Raw genomic sequence first — 25602 nt, forward strand, 5'->3', positions numbered from 1 at the left:
CTCCTATCGGACGCTTTTGATGGGGACAAGCACGACGGCGGCGATCGCCACCGCTGCCATGCCGAAAATGAAGAGGGCGGGGTATCCGCCAAAGGAACTGATCAGCACGCTGGCAACGACCGGACTCATTGCCTGCGGGATGTTGGTGGCAATGTTGAGAATTCCGAGATCCTTTGCGGCGGCGGTACCGCCACCGGGGAGGACTTCGGTCATCAGGGCCGTGTCGCAGGCCATGTAGAGTCCGAAGCCGAATCCGTTGACGACGCCCATGGCGATCATGCCGGAGATGTCCGGCATGATCACCGGCATCAACAGCCCCAGCACCATCAATGCGGACGCTACGTAGACGAACACCTTGCGCTTGCCGATGCGGTCACTCCACCAGCCACCCAGCGAAACGGAGATCAGGGTGCTGCCGAGGCCGGCCAGGCTCAGCAGGCCAATGCTGGCGTTGGCTTCTGCGAGCGCCAGGCCGACGTAGTCCGTCAGGATGTACAGCTGGAAAGTGAAGACCACGAAGTAGCCAAGGGTGAAGAGGAAGCGGGCCGCGAAGGCCCACGCGAAGTCGGGGTGCTGCCGGGGGCTGATGACGAATCCTGCGAGGAACTGCTTCCACTGGAACGGGGGATGCGTCACGTTCCGGCTGGGGAAGTCGCGGTGCAGCAGGACAAACAGCAGCGCGGCCACCAGGACTGCAATGCCGAACACCGTATAGCCCAGGCCTACATTGCCGGCGAGGTTGCCTGCCAGGATCACACCGGCAGTGGAGCCGGCCATCGTGCCCACACCGACCATGGACGAGGCGATCCCCCGGCGTTCCCGGGGAAACCTGTCCGGGACAATCGCAGAGAACGGGCCCTGCAGAGCATTCAGCGACACCTGGATGATCACCCAAAAGCACACTATCCAGAAGATCGATTCGAGGCCGCCGAGTCCCATGAGGAACACCGCGCCAATCGCGGCTCCGATAAGCATCCAGGGCGCCCGCCTGCCGAGCCTGCTCCGTGTCCGGTCACTGAGCGCCCCCACAACGGGTTGGGCGAACAGCGTGAAGAAGAACGAGACCGTGGAAATGGTGGCGAAGTTGGCTACCTTGTTGGCCTCGTCGATGGCGGCCACCTGGTTTGGCAGAAGCACTGCGATGAGTCCGGAGTACGTGGCGAACAGGACCATGGAGGTGATGGCCAGCGACGGCAACAGGCCCCTGCCGGCCGGCCGGCTTGTTGCTGTTGCGGGCGAACGTTCTTCGCTGATCTGAGCGAACGGGGAGAGCTGCGCGGACCCGGTGACCTGCGCAGACCCGGTGACCTGCGCAGGCTCTGCAACCTGCGCAGACGGGGGCATGGAATTGATCTCAGGCAGGGGTGTGGACACGGCTCTCCTCATTGAGAAAGTTACGGCGGGATCATCGAAAACCGATGATCACTTGGGATTGAGTATGCGCCGCATCCATAAATAATTCAAGGGTTAAATTAAACGCACCTCGAGCGGCTCCCGGAGCAACCGTTTTCTCGATTCCCGGATCGCTCCGAGGAGCGTCGCGTCGTTCTCCAGTTGCCCGGCCCGGATAGTGGGCAGGTAGCTGTCCGGCGAAGGAGAGATCGGTGCGTGCTCGGCGAAGGAGCGGGCTATCCGGTCAGCCAGCACGGACCAATATCCGCCCAGCACCACCGTCTGGGGGTCGAGGGTACGGCTGATGACGTGAAGGGCCCGGGCAACCCAGTCCGCCGCGGCGTCGAAAGCCTCGACTGCGCGCGCGTCGCCGCGTGCAATCCGTTCGGTCAGCTCCCCCAAGGCACTGCCCAGGCCCAAGGATTCCAGTTCTTCGCCCAGCCCGGCAGATTTCAGGACAACGTCAGGTCCGGCGACCAGGACCAGGCAACCGCGTTGCCCGCAAACACAGCGTTCCCCTTGATGGTCCATGGGAAGGTGTCCGAAGCCGCCCGCCAGGCTATGGGCTCCCGTGAGGAGCCGGCCGTCGAGAATGACCGCCCCTCCGATTCCTGAATTGCTCTTCAGATAGACCATGTCCTTGACGCCGGGGAGCAGATCGAATTCAGCCATGGCCGCGAATCCGGCGTCCGAATGCAGGGAGAGGCTCTCCGGTAATCCAGGGACCCGCTTTCGAAGCCCGTCAAGGACATCCACTTCGCCCCAGCCCATGTCCGAATCGCCGAAGACCATAGGCGGATTACCAAGCACCGGTGCAAAGACCACGACCGTCACATCCACCACGCGGCGGCCCATTCCCCCGGCCGCTGCCACAGCACGCTCCAGCACTGCCGCCAAGACGTCCAACACAGGCTCCGGGTCCCCCATGGGCCGTCCGTGATGTTCCGAATGGCGGAACAAGACGTCTCCGGCCAAGGAGGCAAGCACTGCGGTGGCCTCATCGGCGTCCAGTTGAAGGGCCACCAGGGCTACGTCATCGGCGGCCAATTCCAGGAGTGTCTGCGGCCGGCCTTTTCCGCCCGCAGAGACCGGTTCAACTTCCCGGATAGTCCCGGCCTCCACCAGCAACCTGGTCAACGCTGTTACTGCGCCACGCGTCAACCCCGTGCCGTCGGCAATCTGGCTGCGGGAACTGGGACCGTGCTCCACGAGGTGTCCAGCCACCAGTTCGAGGTTATGTCGGCGCACGTCACCGCTGACGAGCGAACTGGCGGATTCAAGCCCCGGCGCCCCGGAGCCACGTACGTGGTTGACCATGACGCTAGCCTGTCACACGAACGGCAAGCTCCGCCCGGCACAACCGGCTGGCAGCAGATGCCGCCCTGAACGTTCAAAACGGCATCTGCTGCGACCTGCCTGGGTGGTCAGGCGATCAGCCGTGCCGCCCCGGTGTTGATGGAAGATGCGGGGAAGCCGTTGTTGACCACGATCTTCTCCAGGCTGCCGTCCTTCCGCAGCCCGTCCACATAGGCGTTCAAGGCTGCCAGTAGTCCTGCGTTGTCCTTGGTGACCGGGAGGCAGGTCTGGGGAGGTTCGAGGGAGGCCTTGATGGCACTGTCCGGCTCCATGACCTCGACCTTCAGGCCATTGCTGTTGTTGTGGGCCTCACCGAATCCATCAATCCCAACATCGATCCGGCCGGACTTCAGGTCCTGGAACAGGTCCACAGGGGCCTTGTAGAGCTGGAGGTCGCCACCCAGGTAGTTCTTGGCATCGTCCACCCAGACATTGCCATTGACCGTGCCGACCTTCTTGCCCTTCAGGTCAGAGGCCTTTGTCAGGCCATCCTTGGAAATCAGGACCATCTGGTCGGTGTAGATGGGGTCGGTCAGAGCCAGGATTTCCGCTCGTGCTGCCGAACGCCACCAACCACCGGTTGCGATGTCGGCGCGTCCGCCCTGGACCGTCGGAATGACGGCTGCAGCGGCAGCTGAAACCGTGGCGATGTCCAGGCACTCCTTCTTGGCGAAGCCCATGAGGATATCGCCGTCTACCCCGCCGAGTTCATTGCCCTTGAAAGTCACATACGGCGGCGCCTCATACACGGCCACCGTCAGGGTTCCCTTCTTCATGGTGTTGAACTGGGAGGCCGGCTTGCAGTCGGCTGCAGTCTTGGACCCTGCGGCTTCGGTGCTGCCGCCACAGCCGCTGAGAGCAGCGGCCAGCGTCACGGCGGCCACGGCCGGCGCGATCATTCGTAGTTTCATGGTGGTTCCTTTGCCTAATCGGCGCGTCAACGGTGACGCGCCAAACGATGCTCAACGAAGTTGCTCAGGGAACTCGCGGGAATGGTAATCAAGGCGTACATCAGGCCCGCGAGGGTAAGGATGCTCAGGTAGCGGAAAGTGATGGAACCGATGGAGTAGGCCTGGCTCATCAATTCCGGCATGGCAATGGTGTAGGCCAGGGAGGTTGCCTGGAACACCATGATCGCGAATCCCATGAGCGGCGGGATGGCGATTCTGACTCCTTGTGGAATCACAACAAAACGCAGGATGTCGCGTCGGGCCATTCCCAGCGCATGCGCGGCTTCCACCTCGCCGCCGGGAACAGCCTGCAGGCCCCCGCGAAGGATCTCGCTGGTGTAAGCGGCCGTAGTGAATGCCAGCGCCAACGATGCAGCCACGAAGGACGTCAGCGTCATGCCGGCACTGGGAAGGCCGAAGTAGAACAACTGCAGCACCACCAGGGCGGGTGTTCCACGGCCTATTTCGATCACAGTGATGGTGATCATCCGTAGGACTTTGTTCCGGGAACCGGCACCCAGGGCCAGGAGCAATCCGGCGGGCAGGCCGATCAGCAAAGTGACGAGTGTGAGTTGGAGGCTGACGCCCAGCCCGCCAAGCAGGTCCGGGAAATAGTCCACCCAATCGTTGAAGAATGTCATCGCGCAACCCGCTTCCGGAGCCTGCTGTCCAGCTGCCGGGTGGCCCAGGCGCAGGGAATGGTCATGGCGACATACAGTCCGGCCGCGTAGAGGAACGGAACAATGGCGTCACCACTGACCGTGGACTCATGGCTGGCCCAGTAGATGGTGTCCTGCACCCCGATGACTGATGCCACGGAGGAGTCCTTCAACAAACCAATGGCGAAGGTGGCAGCCGCCGGGATCGAAACGCGAAGGACCTGCGGCCCGATAACGGTGGCCAATGTCGCGCCCCGGGAGAGTCCCAATGCGTCACTGGCTTCMCACTGGCCTTCATGGATGGCGGTCAGGCCGCCGCGGTAGATCTCCGCCATGTAGGCCGAAGCCACCAGCCCGAAACCGATGACGGCAGCGGCGAAGGAGCTCAGTTCGATCACGCCGGTTCCGATGCCGAAGTAGATGATGAACAACCACGCCAGCGGAGGGATGCCCCTCAGCAACTCGATGACGGCGCGGGAAATGAACCGGACCGCTGGTATCCGGGACCGGCGGGCGAGCGCCAAGGGAATTCCTCCGATGGCTCCCAGCAGGAATGATGAGAGGGTCAGCAGGAGGGTCATGGTGACGCCCTGCGAAACCACGGCCAAGGCCTCCACCTCAGCGCTCCAGGACGGCGCGGAGGAACTTCCGCGTTCGGTCCATGGTGGGGGCCGTGAAGACGACGGCGGGATCGCCTTCCTCGAGGATGGCGCCTTCGGCCATGACCACCACCCTGTCGGAGACATCCTTGGCGAACTGCATCTCGTGGGTGACCACCACCATGGTCATCCCTTCGGCAGCAAGCTCACGCATGACGGCAAGGACTTCGAGCCCCACCTCGGGGTCCAGTGCCGACGTGGGCTCGTCGAAGAGCATCACCCGGGGGTCCAGGGCCAATGCCCGTGCAATGGCGATCCGCTGCTGCTGTCCGCCCGAGCACCGGCTGGGATACTGCCGGGCTTTGTCCGCGAGCCCCACCCGCTCAAGCAGTGCCAGCGAGCGCGCGTCGGCGTCCTTGGTGTTGCGGCCGAGGACGCGTTCCTGTGGAAGCGAGATGTTCCGCAGCACGGTCATGTGCGGGAACAGGTTGAACGACTGGAACACCATGCCCACATTGCGGCGCAGGCGGACCAGGTCCTTGTGGCTGATCTGGTGTCCGGCGTCCACGTGGTTTCCTTCCACCGTGATCCTGCCGCTGTCCGGAACCTCCAGCAGGTTGATGCATCGCAGCAGCGTGCTCTTGCCGGCTCCGCTGGGTCCGATGATGGCGATCACCTCGCCCTCCCGCACGGACAGTGACACGTCGTTGATCACCGTATGGTCCCCATACCGCTTGGTGACGGACTCAAGCGATATGGCGATCGGGTCCTGCCGGGTGGCTTCTTGCATGACTGACTCGTTCCTGACTTGTGTCATCGGCTCAAAGCCGGGCCGACAGGCGCCGGAGCCTCGCCGACGTCGAAACCCTTGCCAAGGGCGTTCAGCGCGAAGGAGGCAATATCGAGGATGGGCACACTGGTGTATTTGCGGATTTCCTGGCGGAATTCGGGCAGCAGGGTGCATTCAAGGACCAGCACGCCGATGTTCTCCAAGCGCCCTCCCGGCCCGAACTCCCGCTTCACTACGGACGCAACGCCTTCCTTGAGCATCTCCTGGTCCCAGCCATTGCCCAGTGCGTGGTCGTTGGTCAGCATGGTTGCCCAGCCCGGTTCGCTTTCCATGCCGGCAATGACAATCTGTGGGGACAACGCGTGGTCGGCCAGCAACTTGGCGGCCAGAGTTTCCGAGACAGTCAGCACACCGATGTCTTTGCTGCTGAGCACCGAGGCGATGGGCAGCAGGTCCAGGCCGCTGGTGATCACGTTGGCCGTCCGGCGCGTGTCCTTGCGGGCGTAGAAGAAGAAGCCGCAGTCGGTGATGACCAGCGGACAGTGGGCCAGCTTTTCGCTGGCGGCCCAAAAAGCGTCGATGGCTTCCGGCTCTCCGGCAACCAAGGGCTCAACCCGGGCTCCGCGCGCCACGGCGTAGGCCACGGGGAGGCCCTGCCAGCTGGTGGGATTCTCGAAGAAACCCACGGGGTTGTTGCTGATGCCTGGCGCATCCGGGGTGAGGCATTCGATGTAGTCCACGGGGTAGGAATCGAGGTCGCACAGGATGACGCCAAGTTGGGGCTTGATGTCAGGCATTGGGTGACTCCCCCGCAACCGGAACGTCGAGCGTTGCCTGGGTGCCGTCGTCGAACGCTTCCACGCGGGTGGCGGCACTGCCGACGATGGCGACGGCGTTGACCTCCACGCGGATGCCGGGCAGGTTCAGTTCCTCGCCGATGAGGATGCCCGTTGCCGTGGGGCCGGGGGCCGGGAAGTAGCTGAAACGGATGTCGTAGGTCCGCTGCCATTCTTCGTAGCTGAGCTCGCCGGCGTAGAAGGTATTGAACTGGACGACGTCGCCCATGGTGCCGCCGAGGCTTTCGATGACCCGCTTCAGGGACTCCATGACGTTCTTGCACTGGGCAACGATGTCGCCGGGGTTGTTGACGTTTCCGTCCGCGTCGAGGTCTTCCTGGCCGCCCACGTAAATCATGTCGCCCACGCGGATGCCGTGGCTGTGGTTGATCTTGAAGTGGCCCGGCACCTGCCAGTGTCCGGGAACCTCTGCGAAGCGTCGTTCGAGGGTGGTCATTTTTTCGTTCTCCTTTGTGGTGATCGTCACTGATCACTTCAAGCATGGAACGAAAAAAGGGCTTTTAACCCGGCAACAGTGCGAGGTTTGCTGGCGCTGCCGCAAGAGATTCTTGCGGCGGCGTTAAGGGCCCGACGGCGGCCGCGGCTTAGGCGGCAGCGGCACCCAGGAGGCCGTGGATTTCGTCCAGGACGGCCCTGCCAACAGCTACTTTGGTGGCGAGACCATGGATGTCCAAAAGTCGTTCATGGCCTTGATGGCTTCTTCCTTGCTCATGGCAGCAACTGTGGCCTCAGGGATCTTGGCGGTCTTGGTGAGTTGAATGACAAGTTCCAGCGGCAACGAACTCGTTGGCGCTTCGGGCACACCCCGGTCTGGAAGAATGCCGTCCTTCACGCATCCCCAGAATTCGCCCGGTGCAACTTCGAGCTGGTTCTTCAGAATTTCTCCCCAGAGGGAAGGACCATAAGTGGAACGGTCCACGGGACGCGAGATGCGTGTCCGAAGAATCCGTCCATCGTAGAGGGCGAGTTCATAGGTGGCGTGATGACGGACTTTCTGGCCTTTGGCGTTGTGGACGGGCTGCCATTCCTCATTCCTGCAGAAAGTTTCATGGTCGTCGCGGGTGCCTGGCGGGTATTTTTGACTCACTTCTTACTACGACCGCTCAGCCAATCGRCCAGTTCCTCATCCGTAGAGGAGTCGATAAGCTGAACCAAAGCCCAGTTGCCGCGGTGGTTGGGCGCCGTGCGCAGGTGGTCCTCCCAGTCTTCGGCGTATTCGCGGAGGGCATCAATCAGATCGAGGCTGGCCTCTTCCAGCGTGACACCTTCGGCCGCCAGTGGTAGGCCGGGCAAGAACATCGCCCATGCCCCATCCTCGTTCACTACCTTCACTTGTGCCGGAAGAGTCTCCATAAGGAATTCCCGGAACAGGCCTGTGTTCACTACGGATGCCGAGCTTCCACCCCGCTCAATGATGGACAAGCCGCCACGATCGCTCGTATCAAGGATCGTCTTAAAGGACATGCGGGCGCCGGCATAGCCGAAGGTCCGACGCTCGTGCGTTGGGGTGCTCATACACTCAACATTGGACCATGTACATGATGTACGTCAATGAGAGAAGCGTAACAGTCGGGCCTCGCCACCTTCCTGCCAGGACGGCAGCGTGCTGCGTAATGCCCACGACTGGAGGCCCGACGGCGGTACGCGGCTCAGGCGGCTGCGGCACCCAGGAGGCTGTGGATTTCGTCCAGGACAGCCTTGACGATGGGCCGCCTGGCATCACTGCTGCGCGCCACTGTCAGGACGCGCCTTTGGATGTGCGGCTTGTCGAACGCATGGATTCCCACGGGCGCCACAGTGCTGTCCACGGAGAGCGGAGGGAGCAGGGAGATGCCCCGGCCCCGGGAAATGGACTCCACCAGCAGCAGCAGATCGTCCACTACCCAGCGGATGTTGGGCTCGAAACCCTCATTCCGGCAGGCGTAGCGGACTGCCTGGCCGCATGCTCCCGCGTCCGGGGTCAGCACCCAGGCCTCATTCCTGAGGTCCGACAACTTGAGCCTGGGCGGGACCTCGTAGTCCGGCGGCGTGACCAGCACCAGCGGCTCGCTGAGCACTTCCCTGGTGACCAGATAGTCCGGGAATGCCATGGGCACGTTGTCGTAGAGGTCGACAATCGCGATGTCCAGGGCACCGTTCAGCAACTGCTCGATGCTGTCGACCGGTTCAACCACGTTGACGGTCAGTTCGACGTCGGGAACGGTCACCTCGAGTTTCTCGGCGACCGGCAGGAGCACTGTCCGGGCGAGGGAGGGAATGGAACCGATGCGGACCCTGCCCGAAAGATCGCCGCTGAGCTGGTCCATTTCGGCGCGGGTTGCTTCCAGAAGGCGAACCACGGCCCGGGCGTGCTCCACCAGGATTTCACCGGCACCGGTCAGCCCGACGCCCCGCGATGAACGGTCGAGGAGCTGGACCCCGGTTTCCCGTTCGAGAATGCTGATCTGCTGCGAAACGGCCGAAGACGTAATGCCCAGGACACGTGCCGCACCGGCCAGGGACCCTTGCCGGGCCACCTCGTTGAGAAGGCGCAGCCGGGGCACGTCCGGAAGAGGTTTTTCGGTCATGAAACATTCTTGCACGATTAGCTATTCTTAAGGCAGATATGGATGTATCTTAAGTTAAACCACGAGCCGCCGAGTGGACGACGACGTCCGCAGCAGGCCCCCATCCCCTGAAAGGACGCCACGTGGACATCATGGAGACGTACCCGTCCAAACTCACGCTTACCGGCATACTCGGCGCCCCCGAATCCGTTGCACGAAGCATCACCAACACCATCGAGGACCTTGGCACGGACCTTCGCGAGCTCAGCCACGGAATCCACGGCATCGCAGAGGTGGGCTTCGAAGAGCGCCTCTCGGTCGCTTTCGCCGCCGAATTCCTCAGGTATCGGGGCTATCCCGTGCAGGTGGGCCGATACGGCCTCCGCACCTCACTTCGGGCCGAGGCGGGATCCGGATCCCCGAAAGTGGCTGTCCTGGCCGAATACGATGCCCTTCCCGGCGTTGGCCATGGCTGCGGACACAACGTCATCTGCGCTGCCGCTGTCGGAGCGTTCCTCGGAGTTGCCGCCCAGGTGGAAAAGCTCGGCGGCTCAGTGGTGCTCCTCGGCACGCCTGCCGAAGAAAACGGAAACGGCAAGGAACTCATGGCCCGGGCGGGCGCCTTCGACGACATCGACGCGGTGGTGATGCTGCACCCGTTCACCGGCGAGTACGAGGTCGCCTCGTTTGCCTCCCTGGCGGTCCGCGACGTGGAGGTCACCTTCCATGGCGTTGCGGCCCACGCTTCGTCGGCCCCGCACATGGGCCGCAATGCCCTCGATGCCGTCGTGGCCGCCTACCAAGGCATCGCAGCACTCAGGCAACACATCCCCGCCACGGACCGCCTCCACTGCATCATCACGGAGGGCGGATCAGCGGTGAACGTCGTCCCCCACTTGGCGGGCGCCGTCGTCGAAATCCGCTCCCTGGACCCGGCCGGGCTTGTGGACATTTCGCAGAAAGTGCAGGACATCCTGGAGGGCGCAGCACAGATGACCGGCACGCGGCTGGAGACCACCTGGGACCCGTTCCCGGCCTACCTCCCCGTCCGCAGCAATGACGCCTTGGCCGCGCGCTACCACGGGCACATGGCTGCGCGCGGCCGGGCCATCACCCTTGAGACCGAACTGGTGGGCGGCGGCTGGTCCACCGATCTGGGAAACCTGAGCCTGCGGATCCCCTCGATCCATCCCACGGTGAGCATTTCCCGCGAAACTGCGGTCATGCACACGGTGGAGTTCGGCCAGCATTCCATCAGCCCCGCCGGTGATGCGGCCGTCGTGGACGGCGCGGTGGGGCTGGCACTGACTGCGGCCGACTATCTGGCCGACGCGCGGCTCCGGGAGCAGGTCCGCCTGGACTTCGAAGCGGCCGGCGGCGCCATGGACGTGGAGCGGCTGCTCACGCCGCCTGCAGGGAAGTAGCACGGCCATGCTGAATCCCGTCCATTTGCGCACCCTCACCGTGGTGCTCAGAACAGGCTCCTTCGCTGACGCCGCGCGCGAGATCGGCTACACCGGATCAGCCGTTTCGCAGCAAGTGGCGGCCTTGGAACGCGCAGTGCAGGCACCCTTGGTGGAGCGTGACGCCCAAAGCATCCGCCCCACCGAGGCAGCAAAGTTCCTGGCAGCCCGGGCACATGACATCATCAACGCCCTGGGCAACCTGGAAGACGACATGAAGGGTTTCAGCAAGGGCGACTACGGCCTCATGCGCCTGGGCAGCTTCAGCACAGCAAGCCAACGGCTCCTCCCCGACGGCCTGGCCTCGTACCTGCGCAGGCATCCCAACTCCAGCGTGGACCTGGAAGAGGGCGGTCCCTCCGAGCTCGCGGGCATGGTCCGGGACTCCACGCTCGATGTCGCCGTGGTGTTCCATTACGACCTCGTCCCCCAACAATGGCCGTCGAACGTGGCGGCAACACCACTCCTTGCGGAGGAACTGCTGCTTCTGCTCCCTGAATCCCATCGCCTGGCCGGCGCGGAGAACATCACCCTGCAGGACCTTGCGCAGGAACTTTGGGTCTCGACAAAAGAGGACTCATCCGGCGATGCCTGCCTCAGGCACCTGTGCGCAAGCGGCGGATTCACACCCCGCATTCCGGTGCGCAGCAACAACTACGACGCCCTCCGCGGCATGGTCCGCTCCGGGCTGGGCATAGCGCTGGTCCCGGCCATGGACCATGTACCCACGGACCGGATCGTGGCAACGGGCATCTCCGGCTGCACGGCCCGGCGCCACATCTCAGCACTCAGGCAGAAGTCGCAGGCCGGCGTTTCCATCACGAGTTTCCTGCAGTGCCTGGGCCGTGCTGCGGACAAGCTGGCCGCGTCCCATAGCGGCATCGTCCGTCAGACGAAGCAGCCCGACGCGGTGGCGTCGATGGGCTACCTTGCCGGGCTCCGCGCGTCGTAATCCTGCCAGCTGAACCCTAGTTGGGCGAGCCGGCCGTACTCTGGCGCACTACGAGCTCAGGGGTGAACACGACGGCGCGATGCTTGGTTCCACCGTTTTCCTGCTCTTCGGCGAGGAGCTCGATCGCCGTCCGCCCCAGGGCTTCGGTGGGCTGTCGGATGGAGGACAAAGGAACGACGGCGGAAATGGCGAAATCGATGTCGTCGTACCCGATCAGGGCAATGTCATCCGGGATGCGGACGGTGCGGAGCATGGTCAACGACTGCATGACGCCGAGTGCCAGGAGATCGTTGGAGCAGAAGACGGCCTCGGGCCTGTCAGCGGGATCGCGCTCCACCAACGCGTTTCCCACTTGCCGGCCGGCCAGGACAGTCTGTCCCGCGGAGTCGAGTACCTCCATGGTCGCCTCCGGGACTTCCGCCACAGCACGCTGCGCGCCCTCAAGCCTGCTGGATACCTGGCGGATGGAGGGGCTTCCAACGAAGGCCAGACGACGGCGACCCAGGTCCAGCAAGTGCCGGGCCGCGAGATAACCGCCTTCCTGGTCGTCCACGGAGACTGAGCTGCAGCGTTCCGTGTCGGCGAGCTGATCCACCAGGACCGTGGGGACTCCGCGCTCCCTGAGGGTATCGATCCGCGCTTCGACGTCCCCGACGGGTGACAGGAGCAGGCCCTGGACACGCTGCTCCTGGAAGAGATCCATGTAATGCGCTTCGCGGGTAGCGTCCTGGCCGCTGTCGCCCACCAGCACCACGCTGCCCAGGGCGGTTGCGGCATCTTCGGCAGCACGGGCCACGGAAGAGAAGAAGGGGTTTCCGACGTCGAGGACGATAAGCCCGATGGTCCGGCTTTGACCGGCGCGGAGTTGGCGGGCGGCGTCATTGCGCACGAAGCCAAGTTCGGCGATGGATTTGAGGACGCGTTCTTTGGTCTTTTGGGAAACCCTGTCCGGATAATTCAGCACATTGGAGACAGTTCCCACGGCAACGTGTGCGTGGTTGGCGACGTCCTTGATGCTCGCTGTTTGGGACATGCTTTCCGTTCTCGCTGGTCGAAAATCAAGGACGCTGGAAACGCCTTGACACCCTCTGCTTGCCGAGGGTAATTTGAATCGTAACAAATGAAACGATTCAAAGACGAGTAACCCGGAGAACCGCATGAGGGTATGTTTCCGCTCTTCCGTCCAAGCGGAACTGATGGACGAATACAAGCGCCGCCACGCCGCCGTCTGGCCTGAGATGTTGACGGCCTTGAAGGACGCAGGGTGGAACAACTACTCGCTGTTCCTGGCACCCGACGGTCAATTGATCGGTTACCTGGAATGCGAAGACTACGCGGCAGCACAGGCCCGTATGGCCCTCACGGACGTCAATAACCGCTGGCAAGCGGAAATGGCCACCCTGTTCGCGAACAGCAACCTCCCTCCGGACCAGGGTTTCGAAGTCATCGAAGAAGTTTTCAACCTTGAAGACCAACTGGCCGACGCCGGCAACGTCACAAACGAGGCCACGCCAGTACATACAGACACCACCATCGGACACCAGAAGGAACAATCATGAACACCACAGAATCGGCCCTGGGCCGCCTGGGAGAACTGGCCATTGAAGTGCCGTCCTGGGCCTACGGCAATTCGGGGACCCGGTTCAAGGTCTTCGGCACCCCGGGCACGCCGCGCACCGTGCAGGAAAAGATCGCCGACGCCGCGAAGGTCCACGAGCTCACCGGCCTGGCTCCCACCGTGGCGCTGCACATTCCGTGGGACAAGGTTGACGACTACGCTGCCCTGCGCGGGTACGCCGAGGGCCTCGGGGTGGGACTGGGCACCATCAACTCCAACACGTTCCAGGATGACGAATACAAGTTCGGCTCGCTGACCTCGTCCAACGGGTCCGTCCGCCGCCGCGCGATTGACCACCACCTGGAGTGCATCGAGATCATGCACGCCACGGGTTCGCGCGATCTGAAGATCTGGCTTGCCGATGGCACCAACTACCCGGGCCAGGACGATATCCGCGGCCGCCAGGACCGCCTGGCGGAGTCCCTCCAGGAAATCTACGCGGGCCTGGGCGATGAGCAGCGCCTGGTCCTTGAGTACAAGTTCTTCGAGCCGGCTTTCTATCACACCGATGTTCCGGACTGGGGTACCTCCTACGCCCAGACCCTGGCCCTTGGTGAGAAGGCGTTCGTCTGCCTGGACACCGGCCACCACGCCCCAGGCACCAACATCGAGTTCATCGTGATGCAGCTCCTTCGCCTGGGCAAGCTGGGTTCCTTCGACTTCAACTCCCGCTTCTACGCCGATGACGACCTGATTGTGGGCGCGGCGGATCCGTTCCAGCTGTTCCGCATCATGCACGAGGTCATTCGTGGCGGCGGTTTCGGAAAAGAATCCGGCGTCGCCCTGATGCTGGACCAGTGCCACAACCTGGAGGAGAAGATCCCGGGCCAGATCCGCTCGGTGCTGAACGTCCAGGAAATGACGGCCCGCGCGCTGCTGGTGGACACCGCCGCACTCAGCGAAGCCCAGCGTGCCGGGGACGTCCTGGCGGCAAACGGCATCTTCAACGATGCCTTCTACACCGATGTCCGCCCGGTCCTGGCCGAGTGGCGCGAATCCCGCGGCCTGCCCGCCGACCCGATGGCCGCTTACAAGGCCAGCGGATACCAGAAGAAAATCAACGAGGACCGCGCAGGCGGCCAGCAAGCCGGATGGGGCGCCTAAGCATGACTACCAACACCACTGTTGAAGAACTGATCTCCCGTTCCAACCGCCTCGGTGCGGACAAACGGAACACCAACTTCGCCGGCGGCAACACCTCCGCCAAGGGCACCGAGAAGGACCCCGTCACGGGTCAGGACGTAGAGCTTCTTTGGGTCAAGGGCTCCGGCGGCGACCTCGGCACCCTGAAAGTGGAGAACCTCGCAGTACTCCGGCTGGACCGGCTGCAGGCACTGAAGTCCGTTTACCCCGGCGTCGAGCGCGAAGACGAAATGGTGGCCGCCTTCGATTACTGCCTCCACGGCAAGGGCGGCGCCGCGCCGTCGATCGATACCGCCATGCACGGCCTGGTGGACGCCGCCCACGTTGACCACCTTCACCCGGACTCGGGCATCGCGATCGCAACCGCCGTTGACGGCGAAGCCCTGACTTCCAAGGTCTTTGGCGACAAGGTGGTGTGGGTGCCGTGGCGTCGTCCCGGTTTTCAGCTGGGCCTGGACATCGCCGCGATCAAGGAAGCCAACCCGCAGGCCATCGGCACCATCCTGGGCGGCCACGGCATCACCGCCTGGGGTGCCACCAGCGAAGAGGCCGAGGCCAACTCGTTGTGGATCATCGACCAGGCAGAGAACTACATCAAGGACAACGGCAAGGCCGAGCCCTTCGGTGCCCCGCTCCCCGGCTACGGCGCCCTCCCCGAAGCTGAGCGCAGGGCCAAGGCTGCGGCCCTCGCTCCGGTGATCCGCGGCCTGGCCTCCACTGACAAACCGCAGCTGGGGCACTTCAGCGATGACGCCGTCGTGCTTGAATTCCTTGCCGCGGAAGAGCACCCGCGCCTGGGCGCGCTTGGCACCTCCTGCCCGGACCACTTCCTCCGCACCAAGGTCAAGCCGCTGGTGCTGGACCTGCCGGCCGATGCCTCGATCGAAGAGTCAACCAACCGGCTCAAGGAACTGCACGCCGCCTACCGCGAGGACTACCAGGCTTACTACGACCGGCACGCTGACGCTGATTCACCGGCGCTCCGTGGCGCGGACCCGGCGATCGTGTTGGTCCCGGGCGTGGGTATGTTCTCCTTCGGCAAGGACAAGCAGACCGCACGCGTCGCCGGCGAGTTCTACCTCAACGCCATCAACGTGATGCGCGGCGCCGAGGCCATCTCCACCTACGCCCCGATCGAGGAATCCGAGAAATTCCGCATCGAGTACTGGGCCCTGGAGGAAGCCAAGCTCGCCAGGATGCCCAAGCCCAAGTCCCACGCCACCCGCATCGCGCTGGTGACCGGTGCGGCGTCGGGTATCGGCAAGGCGATCGCCACCCGTCTGGCGTCCGACGGCGCGTGCGTGGTGATTGCCGACCTGAACCTTGAGAACGCGCAAAAGGTCGCCGAGGAACTGGGCGGTCCGGACGTCGCCATCGGCGTCCAGGCCGACGTGACCGACGAAGCCCAGATCGCCGCCGCGATTCAGGAGGCCGTGCTCGCGTTCGGCGGCCTGGACCTGGTGGTCAACAACGCCGGCCTTTCCATTTCCAAGCCGCTGCTGGAAACCACCGAGAAGGACTGGGACCTCCAGCACAACGTCATGGCCAAGGGCTCGTTCCTGGTGTCCAAGGCCGCGGCGAAGGTCATGATCGACCAAGGCATGGGCGGGGACATCATCTACATCTCCTCCAAGAACTCCGTGTTCGCCGGTCCGAACAACATCGCGTACTCCGCCACCAAGGCAGACCAAGCCCACCAGGTCCGCCTGCTCGCCGCCGAACTGGGCGATCACGGTATCCGCGTCAACGGCATCAACCCTGACGGCGTGGTCCGCGGCTCCGGCATCTTCGCCGGCGGCTGGGGCGCAAAGCGAGCAGCCGTGTACGGCGTGGACGAGCAGGAACTGGGCAAGTACTACGCCCAACGCACGCTCCTCAAGCGCGAAGTCCTGCCCGAACACGTCGCCAACGCCGCGTCCGTGCTCACCAGCAACGAGCTCTCCCACACCACCGGCCTGCACATTCCCGTGGACGCCGGCGTGGCAGCAGCCTTCCTCCGCTAGGAGCACCAGTGACCACCGGAACCACCACGGACACCGCCCCGGCACACGCCGGGGCGGTGTCCTCACCGCAGACAGACCAGGTTTTCGCAGCCATCGACATCGGCGCTTCTTCCGGCCGCGTCATGCTGGGCCGCGTCTCCCCCGCCACAGGAGTCTCCCTTGAGACGATCCACCGCTTCCCCAACGGAGTCATAGAGCTCGACGGCGGCCTCCGCTGGGATTTCGACGCCCTCTTCGCTGAGGTGCTCAAAGGCCTGACGGCCGCCGCCGCGACTGCCCGGGGTAACAGCGAGCGCATCGTGAGCATCGGCATCGACACCTGGGCCGTTGACTACGGCTTGGTGAACGACGCCGGCGAACTGACCGCGCAGCCCTACAGCTACCGCGACGAACGCAGCCGGGCCGCCGTGGAGCGCGTCCATGCGGCCGTTTCCCCGGAAAACCTCTATGCCGCCACGGGATTGCAGTACTTGCAGTTCAACACCCTGTATCAACTGGCCGCGGAGCCGAACCTTGAAGGGCTGCAAGCTCTCCTGATCCCCGATCTGATTGCTTTCCTGCTGACGGGTGAGCGCCGGACGGAAGCCACCAATGCCTCCACCACCGGGCTCTTCGACGCCGTCGCCGGAGAGTGGGCCACGGAATTCCTGGACGCCCTCCGCCTGCCCCGTAACGTCTTCCCTCCGCTGATCCAACCCGGCGAAACGGTGGGAACGCTCCTGCCGGAGATCCTTGACCGGACGGGCCTTCCGGCGGACACGAAAGTGGTGGCCGTCGGTTCGCACGACACCGCATCCGCCGTCGCCGCAGTTCCCGCTGCGGACCAGGATTTCGCCTACATCTCCTCGGGCACGTGGTCCTTGGTAGGCGTCGAGCTTCCCCGGCCGGTCCTCAACGAAACCAGCCGGAAAGCCAACTTCACCAACGAACGCGGCGTGGACGGCACCATCCGGTACCTCCGCAACGTCGGTGGCCTGTGGCTGCTCAGCGAATGCCAAAGGGCGTGGGCAGCCGAGGGCCACACGCAAGCGCTCACCGCCTTGCTGGATTCCGCGGCGGCACTGCCTGCCGGTGGACCCCGGATCAACGCCGACGACCCCCGCTTCACAGCACCGGACAACATGCCGGACCGGATCCGCGCAGCCGTGCGCAACACCGGTGCGGTACTCCCGGACCGGCCTGCCGCCGTCGTGCGTTGCATCATGGACAGCCTCGCTGCCGGTTACGCCCGCACGCTGGCCGACGCAGAGCGGCTCACGGGGCGAAGCACCAGCGTGGTGCATATTGTGGGCGGCGGCTCGCAGAACCGGCTCCTGTGCCGGCTCACTGCTGACGCAACGGGCAAACAGGTGGTCGCGGGGCCGGTCGAAGCAACAGCGCTGGGCAATGTGCTGGTGCAGGCGAGGGCCGCAGGCTTGGTCAAGGGTGGCTTGGCTGAGCTGCGCGTACTCGTGGCCGCAGGGACGGAACTGCTGCGATACGAGCCGGCCGGCGCCTTGCAGTCCAGCCGGTCCTGACCCTCTTTGAACCGGATGCGGCCGCGGATCAACCAAGTGAGGTTGATCCGCGGCCATCCTGCATTTGAACAAGGTCAGGAAGCAACAGGCCCCGGTCTCGTGGTTGTGAATCTCCCGCTCTACGGCAGGCTCCGAGTCTGGTACGTCACAGCGCCGGGTGAGGGTCCCGCGCTAAACTGGTCCCACTATGATCCGCACAATGTTCAAGTCCAAGATCCACCGTGCAACGGTGACCCATGCCGACCTCCACTACGTCGGTTCGGTCACTGTCGACCTGGACCTGCTGGATGCGGCCGACATCCTTCCCGGCGAACTCGTGTCCATTGTTGACGTCACCAACGGCGCCCGGCTGGAGACTTACACCATCGCCGGCGAGCGCGGGTCCGGCGTGATCGGCATCAACGGCGCGGCCGCGCACATGGTCCACGTCGGCGATACCGTCATCCTCATCACCTATGCGGAAATGACTACGGAAGAGGCCCGGGCCTACGAACCCAGGGTGGTTCATGTCGGCAAGGACAACAAGATCCTGCAGCTTGGCAACGACCCCGCCGAGGGCCACACCCCCGGGCTCATGCGCCCGCCGCACGCGCTCAGCAACGCAGCGCACCTCAGTTAGGTTCCCACAGCAACGCCCGACGCCGGCACTCACCAGGGTGCCGGCGTCGGGCGCGTTCAGGGTCCAAATATCGGGACGGTCGCCTGAAAACGCTTACTCACGCGGCTGTTCTGGCTAGGCTGTAGTTCGTGATCCAACAAATCCCCGCCGGCACGCCGTCATGATCGGCGTCCTGTCCGGGTTTTTCGTTGTCTGGGCCATCATCCTGGTGGGCATGTTCGTTGGCCGTCGCGGCATCCTCGGTGACAACGCCCGCTCCGTGTTAAGTTCCCTGACGTTCTTCGTGGCTAGCCCCGCGCTCCTCTTCGAGACCTTGAGCAAGGCGAAACTGCATGATGTTTTCGCCGCTCCGTTGCTGGTCACGGCCGTCGGCGCCGTCATCACCGGCCTGCTGTTCTTCCTGATCGTGAAGCTCTGGTTGAAGCGCAGCATGCCCGAAGCGCTCATGTCTTCCATGAGTGCGTCGCTGGCCAATTCAGCCAACCTGGGGATCCCCATCGCCGTGTTCGTCCTGGGCGATGCGAGCTATGTGGCACCGCTGTTGATCTTCCAGTTGGCGTTTTTCACCCCCATGTACCTGATGGCCCTCGATGCCAGTACCAGTTCACATCGGACCACTCCCCTGCGCTTCGTCCTGATGATCGTGCGGAACCCCATGATCGTGGGCTCAGCGTTGGGCCTTCTGGTGGCGGGCACCGGTTTCCAGGTGCCAACGCTTATTCTCGAGCCGATCCACCTCATTGGCGGGGCCGCGATTCCTGCGATGCTGATGGCGTTCGGGATGAGCCTGAACGGTTCCAGGCCCCTGCAGAAGGCCGCAGGACGCCGGCTCGACACCCTGTTGGCCAGCGGCTTCAAACTGGTCGTGCACCCGTTGGTGGCTTATCTTTTCGCCCGCTTCGCCCTCGGGATGGACGGCCATGCGCTGTTCGCGGTGGTGGTGACCGCGGCGCTGCCCACAGCCCAGAACGTGTTCGTGGCCGCCAACCGTTACCAGGCGGGAATTACCGTCGCCAAGGACACCGTGCTCATCACCACGATCGTGGCAGTGCCGGCGATGATCGCCGTCGCACTGCTGCTTACCTGACCCAACCAGCGTTACTCCACGTCGGCGCTGGCCAGGTAGTGGTCCAGGAGCTGCGCGCAGCGGATGAAGCCGAGGTGTGAGTAGGCCTGGGGATGGTTGCCGAGGTGCGTTTCCGTGCCCGGATCGTACTCCTCGGGCAGCAGCCCGGTGGGACCGAACAGGGCCACCAACTGGTTGAACAGTTCCAGCGCATCGTCCAGTCGCCCCACCGCGAGGTACGCCTCAATCAGCCAGGTGGTGCAAATGTGGAAGCCGCCCTCCAGGCCCGGCAGGCCGTCGTCGTACCTGTACCGGAAGACGGTAGGGCCGACGCGCAGCTCCCGCTCCACCGCAGTCACGGTATCCAGGAACCGCTGGTCCTGGACGTCCAGGAGGCCGGACAGTCCGACGTGGAGAACTGCGGCGTCGAGGTCCGGGCTGTCGTAGGCCACGGTGTAGGACCGCGCCGACGAATCCCAGCCCTCGCGAAGGACTTCCTCACGGATCGTCGCCGCCGTGGGTGCCCAGTCCGCGTGCGGCGTCCGGCCGTGCAGGGCAGCAGCACGCAGCGCCCGGTCCAGCGTGACCCAGCACATGACCTTGGTATAGACGTGGTGGCGAGGCGGGCGGCGCGCTTCCCAGATCCCGTGGTCGGGCTCATGCCAGCGGGCCAGCACCGCATGCGCCATTTGCTCCATCAGGAACCAGTGCTCGTCCGGCAGGAATCCGCGCCGCTCCGACAGATCATGGATCAGCTCGGCGATGGGGCCGAACACGTCCAGTTGCACCTGGTGGTCCGCTGCGTTCCCGATCCGTACAGGCCTGGACCCCGCGTACCCCGGCAGGCTCTCCACGATGGCCTCCGTAGACAACGGTGAGCCCGTCACCGAGTAAAGGGGGTGCAGCCATTCCGGGCCGGGGGCGTTGTCCAGGATACGGCCCAACCACCGCAGGAACCCGTCCGCTTCATCCGTGGACCCCAAGGACACCAGCGAGTTCACGGTCATGGACCCGTCGCGCAGCCAGCAGTACCGGTAATCCCAGTTCCGGGTTCCGCCGATTCCTTCCGGCAGGGACGTGGTGGGCGCAGCCAGCACGGCACCGGTGGGCTCGTGGACCAGCGACTTGAGGACCAGCGCGGAGCGCCGCACCAGTGACGTTTTGATGGTGGGCAGCTGCAGTGCTTTGACCCACTCACGCGCAACCTGCCCGACGGCGGCACGACGGTGGGGCTCGCCGGCAGGGTCCGGGGGCGGCGGCTCGGTATCCCCACAGCGCATATTGAGGACCACAGGCCCGTCGCTGAGGGCGACTTCAGCTGTGGCAGTGGCGTAGCGGCCGTCGCTGGTGATGGAGAACGCAACCCCGGGAGCGGACAGGATGATCGGATCCGAGGTGCCCAGGATATGGACCTCGTCGCCGCGGATTTCCATGCTGAACGGTGCGTTGGCGTAGTCGGGCCGCGGAGCGAAGACCACGCGGGCCGACCCCGTTCCGGACAACACCCGGACCAGGCTGGTGATCCCCTCCGGGGCGGGTTCCAGGTAGTCCGTCACGGTAACGTCTGCCCAACGGGTTTCCACGATCATGGTGTTGTCCACGTAGCGCTGGGCCAGCACCTGCGACGGTTTCACCGGTTCGATACTAAAGTGGCCGGCCGGATCCCCGCCAAGGATATGGGCGAACAGAGAGCCCGAATCGGGCAGCGGGTGGCTCATCCAGCAGACCTTGGCATCCGGCGTAAGCAAGGCCGTGGAGCTTCCGTTGCCGATCATCGAGTGTCGTTCCAGGCCCACCGCGTCTTCGCCGAAGAGCCATGCCCGCCGCAGCTCGAACAGCAAGGCCAGCACGTGTGCAAAGGCTTCCGGATCCGGAAGGGTGTGTGCCGCCGTCGTGCTTCCGGGCCCCACATGCAAACCGAGGTCCGGCCCCCGCAAAGTGGCCAGCGCTTTTTCGTCGCTCTCGGCATCGCCCGCATACAGTGCCGCGCTGACGCCCAACCGGGCGCGGAGCTGCTCCAGGGCTTGGCCCTTCGCCGGCTCCTCCACCGTGAGGTCCAGCACCGTTCCGTCGATGATGAAGTAGAGGCCGAATTCGATCGCGATCTTCTGCGAGGCGTACACCGCCCGGTCCACAACCTCGGGCGTGGCCGGCCGGGTGTGGACAGCAACGCCTACGGGCTTTCGGACAACGCTGATGCCCTTCTCGAATCCCACGGCCTCGGTCAACGCCGTAGCTACCTGTTGGAGCAACTGCTCCGTGGCGAGGGAAAGCGTGTAGGCGTAGCCCATGTCGAACTCCACCCCGTGGGAACCCACCAAATGGACCTCGGCCGGAAGCCGGGACACTGCTGCCAGGTCCCGCAAAGACCTGCCGGAAATGATGGCTGCGTGGGTGTTGGGGAGGGCTGCGAGAGCACGGAGCGCCACCGCCGCGCTGTCCAAGGGCAGCGTCTCGGTGGATACTCCCTCCGCCGAGCAGAGCGTCCCGCCGTAGTTGCAGGCCACCAGGAGGCCGGGAACCCTGGCCAGGACCTTAAGCTCCGCGAACAACTCAGGGGTGATGCCGTTGTGCGCGTCGGATTGAAGGACCGTCCGGAGGAGGCCAAGCGGGAGCGATTTCATCAGCAGCGCGGAGTCGGCGACTGATTGATTCAAGTGCGTGGGCATGGCGGATCCTTCCGAAGCCGATAACTACAGTCTCCGCCCCGACGGTTTCGCTTGACTACCTAGTAGATTGCAAACGAGTAAAGCTTTTCCTTGGATTTATGCGGGTGTTTACGCCGGTACCAGGCCAGCTACCTCGGCAAGCAGCTCCACGGACCGCAAACGCTCCGCAGTGCCGATGCTCTGGTGGGCCACGATCAATTCGTCTGCGTCTGCGAACCGGGCGAACTCATCCAGGTACTCGCGGACAACGTCCTTGGTGCCGACGGCCGAGAACTTCATCATCTGGGCGATGTGCTGGCCCTGCGGGGAGTCGAGGACCATATCCGCTTCGTCATCCGTGAACTCGCGTCCGCCACCGAAGAACAGGGAGACCCGTGCACGCTTCACTGCCAGGTTGATGGCCTGCGCCTCGGCATTGGTGTCCGCCGCCGTGACGTTCACTCCCGCGATCACGTACGGCTCGGACAACTGTTCCGAGGGCTTGAACTCACGCCGGTAAACAGCCACGGCGTCCTGCAGCGCGGCCGGGGCGAAGTGTGAAGCGAAGGCGTACGGCAAACCCAGCTGGGCGGCCAGCTGCGCGCCGAAGAGCGAGGAACCCAGAATGTACAGCGGCACGTTGGTGCCCTTGCCTGGCGTCGCTTCGACACCCTGGATGCGGGTGGGGCCTGTGAGGTAGCCCTGCAGTTCCAGGACGTCCTGAGGGAACCTGTCGGAAGATGTGTGGTCACGGCGCAGCGCACGCATGGTGTTCTGGTCGCTGCCGGGGGCACGTCCCAAACCGAGGTCTATGCGTCCCGGGTGGAGCGTCTCCAAGGTGCCGAACTGTTCGGCGATGGTCAACGGCGAGTGGTTGGGCAGCATCACACCGCCGGCGCCCAGGCGGATGGTGTTGGTGTGCGCGGCGACGTGTGCGATCAGCACGCTCGTGGCCGACGACGCGATGGCGGACATGTTGTGGTGCTCGGCGTACCAGACCCGACGGTAGCCAAGCTCTTCGGCTTTCTGCGCCATGGCGACACTGCCCGCAAGGCTCTCCGCCACCGTCTGGCCCTTCCCGATGGTTGCCAGGTCGAGGATGGAAAGAGGAACAGTCACGGTGAAGCCTTTCGGTACGTTTCGCGGCGCCCGCTTCTGCTTTCCGGGCACTCTAGCGACAACGACGGCGGCACCCGGCTTATTTCTGTGAGTTGCGTCGCGTGCTGTTCGGGCCCGGCCTTTGTGACCCTGTTCGACGCCTGATTAACTGCCGTGAACCCCTGTATCCCAGGGTTTCGGAGCGCTTTGACCACCCTCGCAGGCCTGCCGGATAGTTGCAGCCACGACTACGCATCAGAGCCCTTCGAGGAGAACCCATGGCACGTTTTACCGCCGCATCCGGCATCACCGCGGCGCTGGCCGCCACCGCACTGCTGGGGTTGACGGCATGCTCGGATCCAGGAGCCACGGCAGCCGCGTCAGCGCCGGCGTCGAACGCTTCATCCAGCGCAACCAAACAATTCAACCTGACCCCGCAGCAGGACCGCATCAAAGTGGCCGTGGATTCCGCTGCGGCAGCCTTGGTCCCCGACGCCATCAAAGCCGACGGCAAACTGACCGTGGTGACCACAGGCGGCACTCCCCCATTGAGCACGTTCGCCACTGACAACAAGACGCTGATCGGCAGCGAAGTGGATATCGCCTACGCTGTGGGCGAGACCCTGGGATTGCAGGTCGAGGTGCTGCCGGTTGCATGGGCCGACTGGCCGCTGGGTGTCGAATCCGGAAAGTACGAGGCCGTCCTCTCCAACGTCACGGTCACCGAGGCCCGTAAGGAAAAGTTCGACTTCGCCACCTACCGCAACGACCTCCTGGGCTTCTACGCCAAGGCCGACTCCGACATCTCAACAGTGAAGGAACCCAAGGACGTCGCAGGCAAGCGCATCATCGTCGGCTCGGGCACCAACCAGGAAGCAATCCTGGTGCGCTGGGACGAGGAGAACAAGAAGAACGGGCTGAAGCCGGTTGAGTTCCAGTATTACGACGACGACTCCGCCTCCCAGCTCGCCCTCCAGTCCGGACGTGCGGACCTGACGTTCGGACCCAACGCCTCCGCCGCGTACAAGGCTGCCAAGGACGGCAAAACCAAGGAGGTGGGCACCCTTGAGGGAGGCTGGCCCCTGAAGGCCGAAATTGCCTTCACCACCCAGAAGGGCAACGGCTTGGCCGTCGCCGCGCAGGCAGCCCTCAATACCCTCATCAAGGACGGCAACTACGGCAAGATCCTGGACCGCTGGGGACTGTCCTCCGAGGCCATCCCGGCGTCCGAGCTGAACCCGGCAGGCCTGCCCAAGAAGTAGTACCCCACCCAAGCAGGGGACAGCACATGTCGCGATGACCGCTCGATGGAGCGTTTGCTGTCCCCTGCTTTGGTGCGCCTAGAAGTGGGCGGGATCCGTGTTGGCGCCGCAGAGAACAACCGCCACGGTCTCGCCGTCGTTCGGTGTGTACGCCCCTGAAAGCAGGGCCGCGTACGCCGCGGCAGCGCCGTGTTCCACCACGATCCTGTGCTTCTCCCACAAGGAACGCCGGGCGTCGACGATGTCCTGGTCCGTGACCAGGACGCTCTCTACCCCGGTCCGGCGGGCGACCCCGAAACCGATCTCGCCGATCCGCCGGGCACCCAGGGAATCGGCGGCAATGCCGGAGACAGCCACATCTACCGGCTCGCCCTGGGCCAGCGCGGTGTGCAGCGTGGGAACCGTCTCCGGTTCGACGCCCACCACATGGGCCCTCCCCTCAACGGCTGCGGCAATGCCGCCCATCAACCCGCCTCCACCTACGGCAACCAGGATGGTATCGACGTCGGGCAGTTCATCCAGCAGCTCAAGGCCGACGCCACCGGCACCCGCCACGATCTCCGGCTGGTCGTACGCGTGGCAATAGACAGCGCCTTTTTCCTCCGCGAACTTCACGGCGGCGGCGTAGGCCTCGGCGTACTCGGCACCGCCTTGGACTACTGTGGCCCCAACGGCGTACAGCTTGTGGACCTTGTTCGCCGGAGCCGATTCGGGGACGAACACGGTGGCGGGAACGCCGAGCTTCGCTGCGGCAAATGCGTTCGCCAGGCCGGCGTTTCCACCGGAAGCCACCACGATGCCGACGCCGGGATCCAATTCACCGTTCTCCCTGGCGGTGAGCAGCCGGTTGAAGGCACCGCGGGCCTTGAACGAGCCCGTGTGCTGCATGTACTCGCACTTGAACCACAAGTGGTACGGCTCCTGGTTCCCGCTTTCAGCAAGGGGCGTGTGCCGCACCCAGCCCGATGTCCGGGCGTATGCTGCTTCTACTTCTTCGCGTGTGACCATTGTGGCTGCACCTTTCGTCAGCCTTCATCCTATGGTTCGGCCGTCCCGCATAGGCT

The 25602-nt window shown here is 64.2% G+C and carries 24 protein-coding genes; 9 read left to right on the forward strand and 15 right to left on the reverse strand.

Annotation, left to right across the window (positions count from 1 at the left end):
- Window positions 1-3 precede the first annotated feature (3 nt).
- The 11 genes from AB4Y81_RS13490 to AB4Y81_RS13540 form a co-directional block, all read right to left on the reverse strand.
- Complete coding sequence (locus AB4Y81_RS13490; RefSeq protein WP_441996081.1) at window positions 4-1374, reverse strand: MFS transporter; 1371 nt, start codon at window positions 1372-1374, stop codon at window positions 4-6.
- Window positions 1375-1467: 93 nt separating this feature from the next.
- The gene (locus AB4Y81_RS13495; protein WP_018778146.1) at window positions 1468-2709 is read right to left on the reverse strand and encodes an ROK family protein; all 1242 of its coding nucleotides are present in this window, start codon (window positions 2707-2709) and stop codon (window positions 1468-1470) included.
- Between the two features lie 107 nt (window positions 2710-2816).
- A complete protein-coding gene (locus tag AB4Y81_RS13500) occupies window positions 2817-3659 on the reverse strand; it encodes a substrate-binding periplasmic protein (RefSeq protein ID WP_441996082.1) in 843 nt (280 codons plus the stop codon).
- A gap of 26 nt (window positions 3660-3685) precedes the next feature.
- On the reverse strand, window positions 3686-4339 hold the full coding sequence (locus tag AB4Y81_RS13505; RefSeq protein ID WP_039243131.1) for an amino acid ABC transporter permease: 654 nt from the start codon (window positions 4337-4339) through the stop codon (window positions 3686-3688).
- Window positions 4336-4959 carry an amino acid ABC transporter permease gene (locus AB4Y81_RS13510; RefSeq protein WP_441996097.1) on the reverse strand — a complete coding sequence of 208 codons (624 nt, stop codon included), beginning with the start codon at window positions 4957-4959 and terminating at the stop codon, window positions 4336-4338. The genes AB4Y81_RS13505 and AB4Y81_RS13510 overlap by 4 nt, the downstream gene beginning before the upstream one ends.
- 16 nt (window positions 4960-4975) lie before the next feature.
- Window positions 4976-5746, reverse strand: a complete 771-nt coding sequence (locus tag AB4Y81_RS13515; RefSeq protein WP_018778142.1) for an amino acid ABC transporter ATP-binding protein — start codon at window positions 5744-5746, stop codon at window positions 4976-4978.
- Between the two features lie 23 nt (window positions 5747-5769).
- Window positions 5770-6543 (reverse strand): hypothetical protein, encoded by a 774-nt coding sequence (locus AB4Y81_RS13520; RefSeq protein ID WP_416429637.1) that lies wholly within the window; start codon window positions 6541-6543, stop codon window positions 5770-5772.
- Window positions 6536-7039 (reverse strand): RidA family protein, encoded by a 504-nt coding sequence (locus AB4Y81_RS13525; protein WP_144027654.1) that lies wholly within the window; start codon window positions 7037-7039, stop codon window positions 6536-6538. The genes AB4Y81_RS13520 and AB4Y81_RS13525 overlap by 8 nt, the downstream gene beginning before the upstream one ends.
- 207 nt (window positions 7040-7246) lie before the next feature.
- Window positions 7247-7690 carry a hypothetical protein gene (locus AB4Y81_RS13530; protein WP_064722463.1) on the reverse strand — a complete coding sequence of 148 codons (444 nt, stop codon included), beginning with the start codon at window positions 7688-7690 and terminating at the stop codon, window positions 7247-7249.
- Window positions 7687-8118: a hypothetical protein gene (locus tag AB4Y81_RS13535; protein ID WP_441996083.1), complete on the reverse strand. Its 432-nt coding sequence runs from the start codon at window positions 8116-8118 to the stop codon at window positions 7687-7689. The genes AB4Y81_RS13530 and AB4Y81_RS13535 overlap by 4 nt, the downstream gene beginning before the upstream one ends.
- A 134-nt stretch (window positions 8119-8252) precedes the next feature.
- Complete coding sequence (locus tag AB4Y81_RS13540; protein WP_441996084.1) at window positions 8253-9170, reverse strand: LysR family transcriptional regulator; 918 nt, start codon at window positions 9168-9170, stop codon at window positions 8253-8255.
- Window positions 9171-9301: 131 nt separating this feature from the next.
- On the opposite strand from AB4Y81_RS13540, the gene AB4Y81_RS13545 reads away from it, so the two are divergent.
- Window positions 9302-10573 (forward strand): amidohydrolase, encoded by a 1272-nt coding sequence (locus tag AB4Y81_RS13545; RefSeq protein WP_110505290.1) that lies wholly within the window; start codon window positions 9302-9304, stop codon window positions 10571-10573.
- 7 nt (window positions 10574-10580) lie between these two features.
- The gene (locus AB4Y81_RS13550) at window positions 10581-11564 is read left to right on the forward strand and encodes a LysR family transcriptional regulator (RefSeq protein ID WP_441996085.1); all 984 of its coding nucleotides are present in this window, start codon (window positions 10581-10583) and stop codon (window positions 11562-11564) included.
- A gap of 16 nt (window positions 11565-11580) precedes the next feature.
- Here AB4Y81_RS13550 and AB4Y81_RS13555 read toward each other — a convergent pair whose 3' ends face one another.
- A complete protein-coding gene (locus tag AB4Y81_RS13555; RefSeq protein ID WP_416429640.1) occupies window positions 11581-12597 on the reverse strand; it encodes a LacI family DNA-binding transcriptional regulator in 1017 nt (338 codons plus the stop codon).
- 124 nt (window positions 12598-12721) lie between these two features.
- On the opposite strand from AB4Y81_RS13555, the gene AB4Y81_RS13560 reads away from it, so the two are divergent.
- The 6 genes from AB4Y81_RS13560 to AB4Y81_RS13585 all read left to right on the forward strand — a co-directional run bounded on the left by AB4Y81_RS13560 (window position 12722) and on the right by AB4Y81_RS13585 (window position 19551).
- Window positions 12722-13123, forward strand: coding sequence for an L-rhamnose mutarotase (locus tag AB4Y81_RS13560; protein ID WP_039243139.1), 402 nt, complete (start codon window positions 12722-12724; stop codon window positions 13121-13123).
- Entirely contained in the window at window positions 13120-14286 is a 1167-nt protein-coding gene (gene rhaI / locus AB4Y81_RS13565) for an L-rhamnose isomerase (protein WP_354627570.1), read from the forward strand. The genes AB4Y81_RS13560 and rhaI overlap by 4 nt, the downstream gene beginning before the upstream one ends.
- Before the next feature lie 2 nt (window positions 14287-14288).
- Entirely contained in the window at window positions 14289-16328 is a 2040-nt protein-coding gene (locus AB4Y81_RS13570) for a bifunctional aldolase/short-chain dehydrogenase (protein WP_441996086.1), read from the forward strand.
- An 8-nt stretch (window positions 16329-16336) separates the two neighbouring features.
- Window positions 16337-17845, forward strand: coding sequence for a rhamnulokinase (locus tag AB4Y81_RS13575; RefSeq protein WP_441996087.1), 1509 nt, complete (start codon window positions 16337-16339; stop codon window positions 17843-17845).
- Window positions 17846-18032: 187 nt separating this feature from the next.
- On the forward strand, window positions 18033-18464 hold the full coding sequence (gene panD, locus AB4Y81_RS13580; protein ID WP_026267226.1) for an aspartate 1-decarboxylase: 432 nt from the start codon (window positions 18033-18035) through the stop codon (window positions 18462-18464).
- Between the two features lie 160 nt (window positions 18465-18624).
- On the forward strand, window positions 18625-19551 hold the full coding sequence (locus AB4Y81_RS13585; RefSeq protein ID WP_441996088.1) for an AEC family transporter: 927 nt from the start codon (window positions 18625-18627) through the stop codon (window positions 19549-19551).
- Window positions 19552-19562: 11 nt separating this feature from the next.
- On the opposite strand, the gene AB4Y81_RS13590 is transcribed toward AB4Y81_RS13585, so the two are convergent.
- Window positions 19563-22199, reverse strand: a complete 2637-nt coding sequence (locus AB4Y81_RS13590) for a trehalase-like domain-containing protein (RefSeq protein ID WP_441996089.1) — start codon at window positions 22197-22199, stop codon at window positions 19563-19565.
- 108 nt (window positions 22200-22307) lie between these two features.
- A complete protein-coding gene (locus AB4Y81_RS13595; RefSeq protein ID WP_026267225.1) occupies window positions 22308-23297 on the reverse strand; it encodes an LLM class flavin-dependent oxidoreductase in 990 nt (329 codons plus the stop codon).
- A gap of 257 nt (window positions 23298-23554) precedes the next feature.
- Here AB4Y81_RS13595 and AB4Y81_RS13600 point away from each other — a divergent pair, with 257 nt between their 5' ends.
- Window positions 23555-24538: an ABC transporter substrate-binding protein gene (locus AB4Y81_RS13600; protein ID WP_018778127.1), complete on the forward strand. Its 984-nt coding sequence runs from the start codon at window positions 23555-23557 to the stop codon at window positions 24536-24538.
- Window positions 24539-24616: 78 nt separating this feature from the next.
- Here the strand turns inward: AB4Y81_RS13600 and AB4Y81_RS13605 are convergent, their stop codons facing one another.
- Window positions 24617-25546, reverse strand: coding sequence for a threonine/serine dehydratase (locus AB4Y81_RS13605; protein ID WP_441996090.1), 930 nt, complete (start codon window positions 25544-25546; stop codon window positions 24617-24619).
- Window positions 25547-25602: the final 56 nt, after the last annotated feature.

The sequence above is a fragment of the Paenarthrobacter sp. TAF1 genome (genome assembly GCF_052113825.1).
In the GTDB taxonomy this organism is placed as follows: domain Bacteria; phylum Actinomycetota; class Actinomycetes; order Actinomycetales; family Micrococcaceae; genus Arthrobacter; species Arthrobacter nicotinovorans.

Coding starts and splice junctions, on each gene's coding strand:
- AB4Y81_RS13495 (WP_018778146.1), bottom strand. CDS start 2,709: ATGGTCAACCACGTACGTGGCTCCGGGGCGCCGGGGCTTGAATCCGCC.
- AB4Y81_RS13500 (WP_441996082.1), bottom strand. CDS start 3,659: ATGAAACTACGAATGATCGCGCCGGCCGTGGCCGCCGTGACGCTGGCC.
- AB4Y81_RS13505 (WP_039243131.1), bottom strand. CDS start 4,339: ATGACATTCTTCAACGATTGGGTGGACTATTTCCCGGACCTGCTTGGC.
- AB4Y81_RS13515 (WP_018778142.1), bottom strand. CDS start 5,746: ATGCAAGAAGCCACCCGGCAGGACCCGATCGCCATATCGCTTGAGTCC.
- AB4Y81_RS13520 (WP_416429637.1), bottom strand. CDS start 6,543: ATGCCTGACATCAAGCCCCAACTTGGCGTCATCCTGTGCGACCTCGAT.
- AB4Y81_RS13525 (WP_144027654.1), bottom strand. CDS start 7,039: ATGACCACCCTCGAACGACGCTTCGCAGAGGTTCCCGGACACTGGCAG.
- AB4Y81_RS13540 (WP_441996084.1), bottom strand. CDS start 9,170: ATGACCGAAAAACCTCTTCCGGACGTGCCCCGGCTGCGCCTTCTCAAC.
- AB4Y81_RS13545 (WP_110505290.1), top strand. CDS start 9,302: ATGGAGACGTACCCGTCCAAACTCACGCTTACCGGCATACTCGGCGCC.
- AB4Y81_RS13550 (WP_441996085.1), top strand. CDS start 10,581: ATGCTGAATCCCGTCCATTTGCGCACCCTCACCGTGGTGCTCAGAACA.
- AB4Y81_RS13555 (WP_416429640.1), bottom strand. CDS start 12,597: ATGTCCCAAACAGCGAGCATCAAGGACGTCGCCAACCACGCACACGTT.
- AB4Y81_RS13560 (WP_039243139.1), top strand. CDS start 12,722: ATGAGGGTATGTTTCCGCTCTTCCGTCCAAGCGGAACTGATGGACGAA.
- rhaI (WP_354627570.1), top strand. CDS start 13,120: ATGAACACCACAGAATCGGCCCTGGGCCGCCTGGGAGAACTGGCCATT.
- AB4Y81_RS13570 (WP_441996086.1), top strand. CDS start 14,289: ATGACTACCAACACCACTGTTGAAGAACTGATCTCCCGTTCCAACCGC.
- panD (WP_026267226.1), top strand. CDS start 18,033: ATGATCCGCACAATGTTCAAGTCCAAGATCCACCGTGCAACGGTGACC.
- AB4Y81_RS13585 (WP_441996088.1), top strand. CDS start 18,625: ATGATCGGCGTCCTGTCCGGGTTTTTCGTTGTCTGGGCCATCATCCTG.
- AB4Y81_RS13590 (WP_441996089.1), bottom strand. CDS start 22,199: ATGCCCACGCACTTGAATCAATCAGTCGCCGACTCCGCGCTGCTGATG.
- AB4Y81_RS13600 (WP_018778127.1), top strand. CDS start 23,555: ATGGCACGTTTTACCGCCGCATCCGGCATCACCGCGGCGCTGGCCGCC.
- AB4Y81_RS13605 (WP_441996090.1), bottom strand. CDS start 25,546: ATGGTCACACGCGAAGAAGTAGAAGCAGCATACGCCCGGACATCGGGC.